Genomic DNA, 13,892 nt, shown 5'->3' with positions numbered 1-13,892 from the left:
ACCAGCGTTGCGGATCCGGTGACCGAACGCTTGGCGTGCTGTTCGAGTGACGGAACGACTGTAGGAGCCTAGTCGGCGACGTGCAGAATCCCTCGGCCGATCGCGTCGCGCACAGACGGCATCGCCGCCTGAGCCAACGCGTCGGAGTCGACACCGTGGAAGTCGGCGAGCAGCGTGATCAGGGCAGCCAGTGGTACCTGGCCGCGGCAACCGGCGAGCAGCGCGGTCAGCACTACGTCCACGCCGAGCACAGCACCCGGTCCGCCCGGGCGAGTGACAGACGCACCGACCTGCTGCCAGCCGTCGTCGCCGGGAAGCGACTGGGTCTCGAGGAAGACCGGAGGTGTGGTGAGGCGCGCGGCGAGAAGTTCCTCGTCGGATGCGGCGCGCAGGAAGTCGCGTCGGCGCCACCAAGCCTGGGCCTCGAAACCTGTGACCTCTTGGCCTGCAGCGGTGATCTCCTCGATCGTCACGTCCGCCGCGCGGTCCTCCAGCGGCCGGCGAAGGGTGACCGATCCCATGCCGATTCCGACGATCCCTTCGCGTTCGAACCAGTCGAGCCAGTCTGCCCCACGCCGGGCCGCGTCCTCGGACGACTCCCCCGCATCGGACACCCACAGGGACACGTAGCTGATCGGATCGGCGAGTTCGCGCTGCACCACCCATGCGTCGAGACCGCTCGCCTCAACCCAGCCTCGGACGCGTTCGTCCCAGCGCTCCTCGTCGTAGACCACCCAGTTGGCGAGCATCTGCGCGACGCCGCCGGGATTGAGGTATGCGGCTGCGTTCTCGATCAGCTGCCTGCTGACGCCGTCTCCGACGATGCCGGAGTCACGGTAGATGTAGTCCTGCGCTCCAGTCCCTACGACAAACGGCGGGTTGGAGACGATGAGGTCGAACGTCTCCCCCTCGACGGGTTCGTACAGGCTGCCGTCTCGCAGTTCCCACTGCATGCCGTTGAGTCGCGCGGTCGCAGCCGCGAGTGCGAGCGCCCGCGGGTTGGTGTCGGTGGCGACGATCTCGTCGCAGTGTCCGTCCATGTGGAGCGCCTGCACACCGCATCCCGTTCCGAGATCCAGTGCACGCCTGACAGGTGTGCGAATCACGGCCTGCGCCAACGACATCGACGCGCCACCGATGCCGAGCACATGGTCGTGGGAAACAGCGCCCGGACGCATCGACGCGTCCTGATCGGCGACTACCAAGTAATCGGACGCGTCACTGCCGTGGGGGCGGATGTCGAGGAGCGCGCGGACTCCGCCGTCGAGCAGTGCTACCACACCGCTGTCGACGAGATCCTGGACCGTCACGGGCGCGAGCGCTTCGGCGACCTGGAACTCGGGCTCCGTGGAACCGAGCAGGAAGAGCCTGACAAGTGTTGCGAGCGCCGGATCGGCGTCATCCCGGCGCGTGGCTCGCAGCGCAGGCCACCATGATCCGTTGACGAGCGCCGCGCTCGCCTGCTCGCCGAGAAGACCGTCGATGCCCTCCGAGGAGAAGTCCGCGGCGCGCAATGCGGCGCCGAGAGCGTCGACGAGGTCAGGATCAGAGAGTGGGTATGCCGTCACCGCCCGAGCGTACCGGTACAGTGTTCTTCGCACGCCGACCTGATTCGGCGTCGCGCGCGAGTGGCGGAATTGGCAGACGCGCTGGATTTAGGTTCCAGTGCCTTCGGGTGTGGGGGTTCAAGTCCCCCCTCGCGCACCAGGATCGGGTCAGGCCGGGGCGATCGGTTGGCGGAGGATCGTCCGCAGCTTCTCCGGTGCCACTCTCCGGGCATCGCTGAGATAGATCTCGTGATGCAGGCCGTTCAGGTGAAGACCGTTCTGCGGGATGAACTCGTTGTGGAGTCGGTCGAGAACCTGAGCTTCATCGTCGTATGGTCCGATGTGCAGTGTCTGCAGGCATCGCCCCTCGGTCAATGGCCGGAGTCGGACGTCTGGCAGTCGGACGGGCGGATCCTTCGCCCCGACCTGCGCAACAGCGTCGACGAAGATGCTGTGATCGATCCAGTCTGGAACCATGATCATCATCGTCCAGTCCCACTTCGCTTTGTCACGCGACGTGGTGAACGCATCCATGTCCGCCGCCCACCACAGCCCTTCGAGCGGTGGGACGACGTAGTCGCGGCCGAGTTCTCGTCTACTTGCGAACTTGAGCTTGAACGCGACGGGATAAAGAGCCGCGAGCGCGTCTGTGTACTCGACAGCCGTGTTCGGATCGCCGTGTCCGTCGACCATCAAGTACTGCATGTCGGGGACGTCGACGATATCGAAGCGGCCGCGCGCGGCCCGGTAACTGTCGAGCACCTTCTTGAAATCGATCTTGTCAGTCATCTGCCACCCGGGCTCGGGAAATGTCCACGGCCTGGACGCGAGCTCCGCCCGAGGAGATCAACCGCGACCGACGTGACGAGGGCGGCTCGTGATCAGATCCACTTCGAGTGCTCCGACGGCCGATATCACTCCGAGGCGAAGTTCCGTCAAAGCCGCCTTCAGTTCCGGGTTGATCGATTCTGAACGAAACGCGGCGTCGAGATCCGCATTCAGCCGTCGAGTGATCGGCGGCAGGTCATTCCGTCGGGTCATGACGAGTCACCTGCCTCCGCACTCGACGAGCAGCGATTCGAGAGTCGCAGCACGTGCTCCCTCGGTGACCGATCGCCAGGCCGCATCCGCCTCAGCACGAGTCACGTCCTGGGCGACGACAATCACCGGGTGCTCATCACGTTGAACGATCACCGTCCGCGAATACCGTGAGCGGCGCAGGACCCGATGAGCGACGACATCCCCCTGTCCGTGCACGATCACGCTCGGATAGAAGACGACGTCCCATTGAGCTAGGAGGTCACCAGATGTCTCGACCGAGTCCTGCTCCTGAATACCGGCGACCACCGATCTGCGTCGCCCGCCATGTCCTGGCCGTGCACGCATGTAGTCGCGTACGTCCGGATACAGCCGGCCTTGTGCCTCGACCGTCTCGAGGAAGTCGGTATCGTCCACAGCTTCGACCAAACTCGGCCACGACAGGCAGCCGGTTCCGCAGTCGCGACGACGCCGGCGGAATCCCGCGAACTGTTCGTGCGGCCTACTCCAACCGTACGCTGATCGCGACCAGAACAGCGTCCGCCGAACGCGCGTAGGCTGGACACTGCATCGTCACCAATAAACAGCGGTCCGCTGTCGTCGTGACGGATCAGCCGGGGCGAGTACCTCGGGCAAGGCGGCGAGACGTATGAGTTCTACTTCATCAGTCGGTATCGGCCGTCACCTTTTTCCAACCTTCGCGACGGCCGTGCAGTACCACCAGAACCGACCCGGTCACGCCGTGATACCTCGCTTCGTGCTGCACGGTGTCAGTACCGGCGAAGCGGACGAATGGAACGTCGTCTTCCATGAACGCGACGACGACCCCAGCGTCGGCGATGTGGTCGCCTACCGGGTCGAGACGCAGATCGACGCCCACACCCTCATGCGATCGTTGTTGCTGCTCCTCGCAGAGGACGTGTCGTTCGACACGAGTGCTGACCGCTGGACGTTGGCGATACGGCAAGCTCAGCGGCGAGGAACGCTCTCAGACGTGTCGACCGACGCGGCCGCATCGCCAACCGTGTCCGTGGACCACAAACGCTCCGATGACCCCGAACGTTCCTACCGCCACGAGACCGGCCGCGAGACGTGGTGGCGCAATCGCGTCACGTTCCATCGAGGAGTCCGGATTGAGACTCGCGTGAAGACGATGCAAGGCGATGACGGACACGTGACTGCTCAGGACGCGACGATTTCGCTCACCGACGGCCGACATCCGCGCGAGTTCAGCGTGCCGATCGCGTTGCTCGACCAGGTCATCGAAGCATTGAACGTCGCGCGGGACGACGCCATGGCGATCAACAACACGCTTCGTCGATGAAGCCGGATGGTCGACTCGCACGCGGCGTCGCGAGTCGTCGACCATCTACGATGACACCATGCTCGCCTCTCTTGCATCCTTCACCGTGGCGGCGGTCCTTCTCGTGATCCTCCCCGGACCCGACTCCCTTGTTGTGATTCGCGGTCTGACGCGCGACGGACGGGCGGGTGGTGTACGGACGTCACTCGGCGTCGTCTGCGGTCTGCTCGTCTGGGTGATCGCGGCGGTCCTCGGGCTGTCAGCACTGCTCCAGGCGAGTGAGATCGGTTTCGAAATCCTGAAGATCGTCGGAGGCGTCTACCTGGTCTGGATGGGCGTCCAGACCCTGCGGTCGATGCGTGCGCGGCCCGCCGAACCGGTACCCGCGCCGACCGGCGGCAGCGCAGGAGGGTTCCTCGCCGGATTCCTCACGGACATTCTGAACCCCAAGATCGGCATTCTGTTCATCACGCTCCTGCCCGGTTTTGTGCCGGACGGCTACTCGGCGGCCTGGACCACGTTCGGCCTCGGCATGCTCTACGTCGCATTGACCTGTGTGTATTTCGCGGTGATTGTCCTCGCCGCGGGCCGCATCGGGAACTGGATGCAGACGCCGCGTAATCGCCGACGCATCGACGCCGTCGCCGGTGTCGCCCTCATCGGCTTCGGCGTACGGCTCGCGACCGAGTAGGTCAGATCTCGACCATCCGGTGTTCGCGAGCGGGTCGGCGTCTGCCGCGAATCCTGATCAGGTCACGCGCGTGGAGGTCGAGTGCGATGTCTTTCGGAAGTTGCGGGATCCACGGCTTCACCTCGGTCGCATCGCCGTTCACGTCCAATGCGGCGAGGACAGTGAGGCTGTGCGCGGCGAGTCGCCTCGTCTCGCGTCCTTCCCTTGGCCAATGCGCGTAGACGTGGACGGCGACGTGCATCGTTTGACGACCGGTGTGGATCAGACGCGCCTGAACCTCGACTACTTGGCCGATGTGAATGGGCCGGTAGAAGCGCACGCCGCCCATGTAAACGGTCACCGCCTCCCCTGACCACCAGCGCACCGCGCACAGGTAGGCCGCGTCGTCGATCCACCCCATCACTCGCCCACCGTGGGCCTTGCCGCCCCAGTTGACATCCGTTGGAGCCGCCAAGAAGCGCGTCGAGACGTTGAGCGCCGCGGATGTGCCGGAGTAGTCCGCGTCGCTCATAGCCGCCGTGATCCTGTTCCGGACCTCGGTACGGGCACACGCCGCATCGGACCGTGCGACATCGACGGCCCAGACGGGTTCCCACTGCCGAACGGGTGTGGGGGCTCCGTCCTCGTCGACGGACACGAACACCAAGAGGCATCGACTCGCCTCGGTGAAAGTGCCGACACGGGGATCTGCGGAGGCCACCGAACACTCGATGTGCATACTCGTCCGTCCGGTGTGGACGAGTGTCGCCGTCACTTCGACGATGTCGCCGGACTCGATGTCCCGGCCGAAGCTGATGTTCCCGACGTACGCGGTCACGCTGTACCCGCCCGACCACGCCGCCGCACACGCGTACGCCGCCTTGTCGACCCACTCCAGGATCCGCCCGCCCCGAACACCGCCGCCGATCGTCGCCACGTCTGTCGGCGCCGCCATGAAGCGCAGCGTCATCTCACGATCGTTCCTCGTCATCCTTCGGCCTCCTCATCGTCGCCTCGCACCATGGTGAGAAGTGTCGGAAACGCACAGTGAACTGGGGTGACGATGCGAGCAGTCGGCCATGTCGCGGTAACACGCCCGTCACGGGTACCTTCGTCGGATGTCGCCGAAGTCGCTCACCGCGGTCCTGGCTGGTGCCGCTGCCGTTCTGGCAGTGGTCGTGGGAGTCGCCGTCACCATCGTTGTTCTCGACGGCTCGGAGTCGCCGTCCGCACCTCCTGCGACCACAACAACCACGATCACCACGACTTCGAGCACCGCGACGACGACGGCCCCGGTCGCCGAGACGCCGACGTACGTGGAGCCGACTGCCGAGACGCCGAGCGGTTCACTCGTCACTGAAGGTGGTGAGTGCTATCCCTCCGAAGTCCGGAGCTTCGGGACCGATGCGTCGGGACGCAGCCTGGTGTGTGGTTACTCCGGGACGGACGAGCCGCACTGGCTCCAGCACGCGGACGAATCCGGCGAGATCCACAGCGTCGGCGAACCATGCGACAGCGCCGTCGACTCGGTTGCGAAGGACGAGAACGGCCTGTTCATCATGTGCGGCGGAACAACGTGGGTGACACGCCCTTAGACGCGTGTCACACCTGCCATCCCTCAGACGAACGCCAACGCTCCCAGAGATCGGCGAACACACCGCCCCCTGCGAGGAGAACTTCGACGGGGCCGGACTCGGCCACCCGCCCGCCATCGAGCACTACGACCGAATCCGCGATCGCCACCAACGCAGGACGGTGCGTGACGACCACGATCGTGCGCGTTCCCCGAATGCGCTCCAATGACTCCACGACCGCCCGTTCCGTCACCACGTCCAACGACGACGTCGCTTCATCCACCAACAGCACACCGGCCGGTTTGGCGAGTGCCCGCGCAAGACCGACCCGCTGGCGTTCGCCTCCGGAGAGAGTGTTCCCGCCCTCACCGATCTTCGACTCCCAACCGTCGGGCAGGCCCGCCAGCACGGGGTCGAGCTGAGCAAGATCCGCGATCTCCACCAAGTCGGCGGCGGCGTCTCCGGTCACGACGTTCTCGCGGACGGTTCCGGGCCGAAGGAGGGTGGTCTGGAAGACGACGGCCGAGCCCGCGAGTCGCGTGTCAGCATCCGACACCGAACCACCGACCGACACCTGCCCGCCTGACGGTTCCCGCAAGCCGGCCACCACGTCGAGCAGTGTCGACTTGCCCGACCCCGAGTGTCCGACGATCACCGTGATCTCGCCCCGACCGATCGTCAGATCAACACCGTCCAGCGCACGAGTTCCGTCCGGATAGCTGTAGTCGACCGCGTCCAGGACGACGTCGACCGGGCCGTCCGCTCCGTCAGCCGGTGTCTGGACCTGATCCTCCGACTCGACGAGTCGGCGCAGGTCGGCGAGTGTCCGTTGGATTCCCGCGTACGGCGTCGCCAACAACGACAACGACCCTGTGCTCTCGACCATCCGCAGGGCGACGACGATCAGCGCGGCTGCCGTCGATCCGGAGAGGTCGTCGGACAGGTACAGGGCGCCCGCCGTCACGCCGAGCGCGATGAGCACGATCTGTCCGACCACACTGAACAGGACGTCTCCGGGTATCTGCCAGGCGAGCAGCCGGAAGCCGCGACTTCGGGACCGGGAGATCACGCCGTCGACCAGGCGCGGACCGACCCCGGCTGCCCGCAGGGTCGGCTGCGCCCACGCGAACTCCAGCATCCGGTCGTCGAGCTCGCGACCGGCCGCCGCGAAACCGTCCTCGGCCTTCGCCACCACGCGGCGGCTGAGGAAGAACGCGCTGAACAGTGCGGCGCCCGCGACGAGTCCGACGAGACCGAGCTGCCACGACACCAGGAACAGGCCGGCTGACAGGAACGGAACGAGAAGGGCCGCGCGGATCAACGGGGAGAACAACAGCACGATGGCCGACACGGCGTCTGGTCCCGACTTCGCGACGAGATCACGAAGCATCGACGCACGCTCACCGTGCAAGGCGGCTGGATCGAGCGTCCGGATCGCCTGCACACCCGCCCGTTCCGCTGCGTCGATGACGCCGAACCCGACCCGGACCCCGGCCTTGGTGGCGGCCATGTCGGTCGCCCATCCGACGATCAACGCCATGACCATCATCGCCACCCACGGCCACGCGTCGGCCGGTTGGTCGCTGAAGAGCGCCGAGAGCACCGGTACCAGGCCGATGGTGGCGACCGCTTGCAGAATTGTCGAGACGATCGTCAGTCCGTAGAACGCAGCGCGGTCGGCACGACGTGCCCCACCGGTCACCGCGGCGACATCATTCAAGATCATCGGAGCGCCTCCCGTGCTTGCGCGGTCATCGCCGCATATCGCCCGCCCGCCTCGAGGAGCTCGGCCGGTGGTCCTTGTTCGACGATTCGCCCACCGTCGAGCACCACGATGCGATCCGAATCGGCGACCGTGTGCAGGCGATGTGCGACGACGAGTACCGTCCGACCGGCGAGGAGCTGTGACAGGCCCTGCCGCACCTCCCATTCCGAATCCGGATCGGCGGCGGCGGTGGCCTCGTCGAGCACCACCAACCGTGGATCCCCGAGGATTGCGCGGGCGATCGCGATGCGTTGTCGCTGCCCGCCGGACAGACTCTCGCGATCCACGACGGTGTCGTACCCGTCTGGCAGCGCCGAGATCACTTCGTCGATGTATGCGGCGCGCGCGGCCTCGACGATCGCCGAACGCTCAACGTCCGGCAGCCCGAGCGCGATGTTGTCCGCGATGGTTCCGCGGACCAGCTGCACGTCCTGCAACACCACGGCGACCCGGCTTCGGAACTGTTCTTCGGGCACGTCGCGATAGTCGACGCCATCGATCAGGACACTCCCCGATGTCGGGTCCCAGAGTCGGGCCACCAGCGCAGCGATCGTCGACTTTCCGGCTCCGGACGGGCCGATGAGTGCGGTCGTCGTCCCGGGTGCCAGGCGTAGATCGACGCCGTCGAGCACCGGCCGTCCGGGCGTGTACCCGAACGTGACCCCGCGCAGCGCGACGGTCGCAGGTCCGGAAGTCAACGCCACCTCATTGTCGGCGAGAGGAAGGTCCCCGGTGGTCAGGAGGAGGTCGAGGCCGGCCTTGGCCTCCATGCCCTCCCGCAGTCCGTTGGCGGCGAACGACGCGCCGAGCAGTCGGTCGCCGAGCGATGTCCCGAGGATCAGGAACGGAAGGACTGCAACGGCCTCCATCCAACCCGCCGTGATCAACGCCGTACCGACGAAGCAGACGAGAACCATCGACGTCATAGGGCGATTGAGCTGCAACAGAACCGACTTGGTGGCTACGGTGGCGTTCTGCCAGTCCTTGACGAAGTCCGTGAGGCGGCGCACCTCTCCGGGCAGGTCGACGGTCGCCCGATCGCCGAACACACGTGAGGTCTGCTGCCCACCGATGAACCGCTCGGCGTCGCCGGGCAGCGTCGCGTACCACTGCATGCGCTTAGTGAGGCGCGGTTTGTCGGCCGTGGCCAGGCGCCCCATCAACACGACGTACACGATCACCGGGGTCAGCAGGACCAGCGCAAGGCGCCAGTCCACGGCGAACAGGTAGCCGAGAATCACCAGGGGTGTCACCACGGCGAAGATGAGGTCGGGCACGGCATGGGTGATCAGGTAGTGCAGCCCGGAGACGTCGTCCTGCACCGTCTTGCGGATGTCGGAATGGCGCCGCTCGGCGAACCATCCGAGCGGCAGTCGCGACAGTTTGGCGAGCACCCGTCGTCTCAGCGCGGCCGCGTACACCTGGTCATAGAAGTGCATGACAGCGATCAAGACGGCGCTCCCCACACCGCCCGCGACCAGCACGATCAATGCGGTGACGCCGACGCTGACCAGTTCGGCTCGGTCGGCCCCGGATACCAGCCGTCGAGCCAGTTCGGCGAAGAGAACGAGCGGGACCACTTCGAGCACGGCGAGCACCAGCGCGAAGAGTCCGGCGATCACCATTGCGGGCACTGCGGGGGCAAGCACCGACGCCGTCTTCGCAGTGGGCTGCTCCGGGGTTTCCGGCGCATCGACTTCCACGTCCGCTTGTCTGCCCATCGCACGACCGGCCGCCCAATATGCCTGCGCGTGCATCGTAGCCTTGTTGTGGCCGTGGTCGCGGGCCAGCGCAGATTTCGCCAGCCGCACCGCGGTGCTCTCGGCCGTCACCCAGGTGGCCCACCCGCGGTAGTCGCCGTCCCCGATGGCATCGACCAACGCACGGCGGTCTGGGCCGGTCGGAACCCAGTCGACCGTCAGGCCGTCGTGAGCGGGCATGGGGAGATCGAGATCGTCGTCGTTCTGGTACTCCAGAACAACGCGGATCGGCACGTCGGCGGGAATCTTTTGGACCAGGGAGGCAAACGCGGGCCATGATGCGACATCGCCCAGCAATAGGTAGCCGAGCGGGTCCTCCGGCACGTCGTAGCCGTCGCCGCTGAGCCTGGTCATCAGCAGTTCGTCGCCGACCGATGCGGCGCGGGCCCACGTCGAGGCCGGACCCGCCGGTTCGTGGACGAGGAAGCAGAGAGCAAATGTGCCGGCAGTCGGCTCCGGGTCGACGAAGGTGTATCCACGCTGGTGGAACTTCGACGGGTTGTCTGCGTCGGGAAACCAGGCGCGAACCCAGGCAGCGGGCTTCTCCCCCGCCGGGTACATGATCTCGGTGCAGCGGAAGTCGATGCGGACGACGTGTTCGGTGATCCACCGGACGCCGGTGACCGTCGCCGGATGGTTCTTCGCGCCGAGTGCGCGCAGCATCGCGCCCTGGAAGCCGGTTCCCATGAACCCTCCTGAAGATTAGGTTTGCCTAATCTTAGATGAGACAGTCACGCATCGGCACGGCGCACCATTTCCGCGATCCACGTCGGTGCGTAGGGCGACGTGCACCCCGGCGACGTCGGGTAGTCCGCGAGCACCCCCAGGCTCTCGCCGATCGATACCGCCCGGCCCCGTAGCTCCGCGTGGCCGATGCCGATCTGAGCCAGACAGGTGTTCATGGACCATTGGAGTCGGTCCGGCGCGCCCTTCATCTCTGATTCGATCGCATCCAGGAGCCCGGTGAGATCGAGTCCCTCGGAATCCTTCGCCACCCGGTCTGCGGTCAACGACCAGCCAGCGGCGGCGACAACAGGATCGGCGTCGTCGAGCCAGGCGACTCTCAACACCTCCCGATGCGGGCTCTTCGCGACGACGTTGCCGATGAGCCAGTCGGTCACTTTTGGAGTGCCTGCCTCGCGCAGCATCATGTCCAGCTCGGCCGCGGCGAAGTCTTTCGGCCGACAGATCAGGAGCGAGACGAGGCGCGCGGCGCTGTCGCCCGTGTTCCACAGGTCGACGGCCAGGGGTTGTTGCGTCTTGCATCGTTTTGCGATCGCACGCAAGGACGACAGCTTCACCGCGTGGTCGTCGCCGTGTCGACGGTTGATCGCCGACGTCCTCTCATCAGCAAGTTCGGCGAGTTCGGCGAGGATCGTGTCGACATCGGTCACCCCTCGAGAATAGCTGCGACACAGTTGCGACATTTCTGCGTCGACCGAGCCCCCGATCCGCGACATCCGATCTGCAAGGTGGATGCCATGATGACCAGTTCTGCTCACCGGATAGGCGCGTTCGCCTGCGCCGTCACAGCCCTCGGCCTCGCAGTCGCCTCGTTCGCGATGTTCGTCACCTCCTACCCCGGACAGGCTGCCGACGACGCCGCCATGAAGGCATGGGCGGCGCGGTGGGGCAACGAGGTGCCGACCACCGGTTGGCTCGGTACCCATCAATTGATTCTTCTCGTCGTCATCGGTGTCGTGATCGGTGCGGCCTGCGCCTGGCGCCGTTCGACACGACTCGCAGCGCACGCTGCAGCAGTCATTCTCGGCGCCGTCCTGACCGCAGTGTTCGTGAAGCACGGCCTCGACCGGCCGTCGTTCGGTGTCGGGACAGCCAACAACTCGTTCCCGTCGAACACCGTCGCAGCGTTCGTCGCCGCGGGGATCGCTCTCGTTGTTGTCCTTCCGAATCGATTTCGGACCGTCGCCGCAGTCGGTGCCACCGTCGGGTCAGTGGCCGTGTCGGCCGCCGTCGTCGCGCTGCAGTGGCACCGCCCGTCGGATGTCATCGGCGGCTGGCTCATCGCGATCGCCGCAGCGGCGGCCGCCGAGTGCCTGGTTCCCGTTCGCGGTCGCCGCGTCGCCGTGCATCAGACGAACCCCGGGACCAGACTGCACACTGTGCGAAGCTAGTCCAAGCATGCGACTTCTATTGATCGAGGACGATCCGCACATCGTCGAGGCGCTCCAGATGAGTCTGGAACGCCTCGATCACACTGTGCAGGCCGAATCCGCCGCCCCAGGCCATCGACTGCCTGAGCTCCTCGACGCAGCGGACGTCGTGATTCTCGACATCGGACTGCCCGGTGCTGACGGCTTCAGCGTCTGCCGCTCGATTCGGGCGATCAGCGACATCCCCATCGTCATGCTGACTGCCAGGTCGGACGACATCGACATGGTCGCGGGACTGGAAGCCGGCGCGGACGACTACGTCGTCAAACCCGTGAGCCCCCGAGTTCTCGACGCCAGGATCAAGGCGAACGTCCGACGTGTCGCGAGCGCCCCCACCAGTCCAGCTCCGTCGACGGCGACCGCCGACACCGTGTCCCTCGGCGACCTGATCGTCGACCGCGGAGCCGCCCAGGTGCGACGGGACGGGGAACCGTTGCCGCTGAGCCCCACCGAGACCCGTCTGATGCTGACGTTCGCCGACCACGTCGGTCAGGTCCTGAGCCGGGATCAGCTCCTCGAACTCGTATGGGACCAGTCGTATCTCGGCGATTCACGCCTTGTCGACAACGCCATCCAACGTCTCCGGACCAAGATCGGCGACCACCACATCGAGACGGTCCGCGGTTTCGGCTATCGGTTCGCTCCATGAGCGCGACGCCGTGATCACGCGACTACTCCCCAGCCTGAGGGCCCGAGTCCTCCTGGGGACCGTGCTGGTTGTGCTCGTGACGGCGCTCGGCGCAGGCGGCGCCACCGCGCTGTCCGCCCGATCGTGGGCGTACCAGGACGCGCAAGAGACCGCCCTTGCGACGTTCACCGACGAGATGACAACGCTCCGGGACGACCCGATGGACGTCCCGTCAGACGTCGTCGTCACCGTCGGCGGCGAGGTGATCTCCGATCCACGGGCCACGGCCGACCTCGTGCCCGCCGACCTCCGCACCAACGTCGATCGCAATCCCACCCTGTTTCGGTTCGAACGCCTGTCGTCCGAGCGGATCGCGATCGGGTATCAGCCCGGCGGCGACTTCCCCGCGCGGAGCTATTTCGTCGTCAGGCCGCTGCTCGACGTGTCTGAACGTCTCAACCACCTCATGACGATTCTCGCAGCGTCCGTCGCGGGCAGCGTGATCCTCGGCGTTGCGCTCGGCGCGTTCGTCGTCCGGTCCGTCGTGCGTCCGCTCAAGAAGGTCGAACGAGCGGCGAAGAGGATCGCCGCAGGTGACGAGGGCGTGCGCATGCCGCCGACAGACGCGCGCGAACTGCAGGGCGTCACGGCGTCGTTGAACGACATGCTCGACGAACAGGACGCCGCGCTCACCGTGTTGAAAGAAGAGGAACAGCGCGCACAGCGTTTTGTCGCAGACGTGTCGCACGAACTGCGATCGCCACTCGCCGCGATGGTGCCTGCGGCGGAAGTGCTGCAGGAGGAATTGGCGGACGACCCCGGCTTCGCCGGTCGAGCGGCGAGTCTCGTCTCCCGTGAGGTCACGGCGATGGCGGCCCTCGTCGAAGACCTTCTCGAGATGACGCGCCGCGATGCGGGTTTGGCAGACGTATCGGTCGAGACGGTCGACGTCGTGTCCGTCCTGACCGACGCGCTGCATCGCCGCGGTTGGTCGGACGTCGAGATCCGAGGCTCGGCGATTTCGGTCTCGACCGACCCGAGGCGTCTGGTCGCTGTCGTCACGAATCTCGTCGGCAACGCCGTTCGGCACGGAGCCTCCCCTGTTTCGGTCCACATCTCGTACCGCTCGGGTGTGCTGACCGTCGCCGTCATCGACCGCGGGCCAGGTGTCGCCGGCGAACACGTGTCGAGGATCTTCGAGCGCCTCTACAAGGCGTCGGACGCCCGAACGCGTACGGGAGGCGCGGGCCTCGGCCTTGCGATCGCTAGGGAGAACGCGCAACTGCTCGGCGGCGACGTCCGATACCTGCGCACGGACGTCGAAGGTGCACCGGCGACGGTGTTCGTCGCAGAGTTCGCCGACCCCCAGGGCCGCCCCCCGGCGACACGACCGCAGCACAGTCGCTCCACCGGCGGGACCTGACCGGGACATC

General features: G+C 66.3%; 14 protein-coding genes and 1 tRNA gene. 7 read left to right on the top strand and 8 right to left on the bottom strand.

The genetic code is table 11. The features are described 5' to 3' along the window. Positions 1 to 68: 68 nt before the first annotated feature. Positions 69 to 1,568 carry a methyltransferase gene (locus JVX90_RS05470; RefSeq protein ID WP_205331404.1) on the bottom strand — a complete coding sequence of 500 codons (1,500 nt, stop codon included), beginning with the start codon at positions 1,566 to 1,568 and terminating at the stop codon, positions 69 to 71. Between the two features lie 54 nt (positions 1,569 to 1,622). On the opposite strand from JVX90_RS05470, the gene JVX90_RS05465 reads away from it, so the two are divergent. Further along, positions 1,623 to 1,707, top strand: a tRNA-Leu gene (locus tag JVX90_RS05465). Positions 1,708 to 1,715: 8 nt separating this feature from the next. On the opposite strand, the gene JVX90_RS05460 is transcribed toward JVX90_RS05465, so the two are convergent. Genes JVX90_RS05460 through JVX90_RS05450 form a run of 3 tightly spaced genes read right to left on the bottom strand, consistent with a single transcriptional unit; the run spans position 1,716 to position 3,002 of the window. Continuing rightward, positions 1,716 to 2,336 (bottom strand): GyrI-like domain-containing protein, encoded by a 621-nt coding sequence (locus JVX90_RS05460; RefSeq protein WP_205331403.1) that lies wholly within the window; start codon positions 2,334 to 2,336, stop codon positions 1,716 to 1,718. A gap of 57 nt (positions 2,337 to 2,393) precedes the next feature. Beyond that, positions 2,394 to 2,588 (bottom strand): hypothetical protein, encoded by a 195-nt coding sequence (locus JVX90_RS05455; protein ID WP_205331402.1) that lies wholly within the window; start codon positions 2,586 to 2,588, stop codon positions 2,394 to 2,396. A gap of 6 nt (positions 2,589 to 2,594) precedes the next feature. Continuing rightward, the gene (locus JVX90_RS05450) at positions 2,595 to 3,002 is read right to left on the bottom strand and encodes a hypothetical protein (RefSeq protein WP_205331401.1); all 408 of its coding nucleotides are present in this window, start codon (positions 3,000 to 3,002) and stop codon (positions 2,595 to 2,597) included. Positions 3,003 to 3,342: 340 nt separating this feature from the next. On the opposite strand from JVX90_RS05450, the gene JVX90_RS05445 reads away from it, so the two are divergent. Continuing rightward, positions 3,343 to 3,909 (top strand): hypothetical protein, encoded by a 567-nt coding sequence (locus tag JVX90_RS05445; RefSeq protein WP_205331400.1) that lies wholly within the window; start codon positions 3,343 to 3,345, stop codon positions 3,907 to 3,909. Positions 3,910 to 3,967: 58 nt separating this feature from the next. Continuing rightward, positions 3,968 to 4,579, top strand: a complete 612-nt coding sequence (locus tag JVX90_RS05440) for a LysE family translocator (protein WP_205331399.1) — start codon at positions 3,968 to 3,970, stop codon at positions 4,577 to 4,579. A gap of 1 nt (position 4,580) precedes the next feature. On the opposite strand, the gene JVX90_RS05435 is transcribed toward JVX90_RS05440, so the two are convergent. Then, positions 4,581 to 5,549 (bottom strand): hotdog domain-containing protein, encoded by a 969-nt coding sequence (locus JVX90_RS05435; RefSeq protein WP_205331398.1) that lies wholly within the window; start codon positions 5,547 to 5,549, stop codon positions 4,581 to 4,583. Between the two features lie 127 nt (positions 5,550 to 5,676). Here JVX90_RS05435 and JVX90_RS20540 point away from each other — a divergent pair, with 127 nt between their 5' ends. Next, a complete protein-coding gene (locus JVX90_RS20540; protein ID WP_240194069.1) occupies positions 5,677 to 6,153 on the top strand; it encodes a hypothetical protein in 477 nt (158 codons plus the stop codon). Positions 6,154 to 6,160: 7 nt separating this feature from the next. Here the strand turns inward: JVX90_RS20540 and JVX90_RS05425 are convergent, their stop codons facing one another. The 3 genes from JVX90_RS05425 to JVX90_RS05415 are packed head-to-tail and all read right to left on the bottom strand — an operon-like array spanning position 6,161 to position 11,084. Further along, positions 6,161 to 7,858 carry an ABC transporter ATP-binding protein gene (locus JVX90_RS05425; RefSeq protein ID WP_205331397.1) on the bottom strand — a complete coding sequence of 566 codons (1,698 nt, stop codon included), beginning with the start codon at positions 7,856 to 7,858 and terminating at the stop codon, positions 6,161 to 6,163. Next, a complete protein-coding gene (locus tag JVX90_RS05420) occupies positions 7,855 to 10,344 on the bottom strand; it encodes an ATP-binding cassette domain-containing protein (protein ID WP_205331396.1) in 2,490 nt (829 codons plus the stop codon). Before JVX90_RS05420 ends, JVX90_RS05425 begins: the two co-directional genes overlap by 4 nt. 44 nt (positions 10,345 to 10,388) lie before the next feature. After that, the gene (locus JVX90_RS05415; RefSeq protein ID WP_205331395.1) at positions 10,389 to 11,084 is read right to left on the bottom strand and encodes a DNA alkylation repair protein; all 696 of its coding nucleotides are present in this window, start codon (positions 11,082 to 11,084) and stop codon (positions 10,389 to 10,391) included. A 54-nt stretch (positions 11,085 to 11,138) separates the two neighbouring features. On the opposite strand from JVX90_RS05415, the gene JVX90_RS05410 reads away from it, so the two are divergent. The 3 genes from JVX90_RS05410 to JVX90_RS05400 are packed head-to-tail and all read left to right on the top strand — an operon-like array spanning position 11,139 to position 13,882. Continuing rightward, positions 11,139 to 11,792, top strand: coding sequence for a phosphatase PAP2 family protein (locus tag JVX90_RS05410; RefSeq protein ID WP_205331394.1), 654 nt, complete (start codon positions 11,139 to 11,141; stop codon positions 11,790 to 11,792). A gap of 7 nt (positions 11,793 to 11,799) precedes the next feature. After that, entirely contained in the window at positions 11,800 to 12,480 is a 681-nt protein-coding gene (locus JVX90_RS05405) for a response regulator transcription factor (RefSeq protein ID WP_205331393.1), read from the top strand. Between the two features lie 10 nt (positions 12,481 to 12,490). Then, positions 12,491 to 13,882: a HAMP domain-containing sensor histidine kinase gene (locus JVX90_RS05400; RefSeq protein ID WP_205331392.1), complete on the top strand. Its 1,392-nt coding sequence runs from the start codon at positions 12,491 to 12,493 to the stop codon at positions 13,880 to 13,882. Positions 13,883 to 13,892: the final 10 nt, after the last annotated feature.

Origin of the sequence: Gordonia sp. PDNC005, assembly GCF_016919385.1 — a bacterium.
GTDB lineage: Bacteria > Actinomycetota > Actinomycetes > Mycobacteriales > Mycobacteriaceae > Gordonia.
The sequence above is the reverse complement of the archived record's forward strand: the minus strand, read 5'-3'. Positions and strand labels throughout refer to the sequence as shown.

Bases quoted from the DNA above. Each gene is read 5' to 3' on its own strand.
- JVX90_RS05460 (WP_205331403.1), bottom strand. From the start codon at position 2,336: ATGACTGACAAGATCGATTTCAAGAAGGTGCTCGACAGTTACCGGGCC.
- JVX90_RS05455 (WP_205331402.1), bottom strand. From the start codon at position 2,588: ATGACCCGACGGAATGACCTGCCGCCGATCACTCGACGGCTGAATGCG.
- JVX90_RS05440 (WP_205331399.1), top strand. From the start codon at position 3,968: ATGCTCGCCTCTCTTGCATCCTTCACCGTGGCGGCGGTCCTTCTCGTG.
- JVX90_RS05435 (WP_205331398.1), bottom strand. From the start codon at position 5,549: ATGACGAGGAACGATCGTGAGATGACGCTGCGCTTCATGGCGGCGCCG.
- JVX90_RS20540 (WP_240194069.1), top strand. From the start codon at position 5,677: ATGTCGCCGAAGTCGCTCACCGCGGTCCTGGCTGGTGCCGCTGCCGTT.
- JVX90_RS05425 (WP_205331397.1), bottom strand. From the start codon at position 7,858: ATGATCTTGAATGATGTCGCCGCGGTGACCGGTGGGGCACGTCGTGCC.
- JVX90_RS05420 (WP_205331396.1), bottom strand. From the start codon at position 10,344: ATGGGAACCGGCTTCCAGGGCGCGATGCTGCGCGCACTCGGCGCGAAG.
- JVX90_RS05415 (WP_205331395.1), bottom strand. From the start codon at position 11,084: ATGTCGCAACTGTGTCGCAGCTATTCTCGAGGGGTGACCGATGTCGAC.
- JVX90_RS05410 (WP_205331394.1), top strand. From the start codon at position 11,139: ATGATGACCAGTTCTGCTCACCGGATAGGCGCGTTCGCCTGCGCCGTC.
- JVX90_RS05405 (WP_205331393.1), top strand. From the start codon at position 11,800: ATGCGACTTCTATTGATCGAGGACGATCCGCACATCGTCGAGGCGCTC.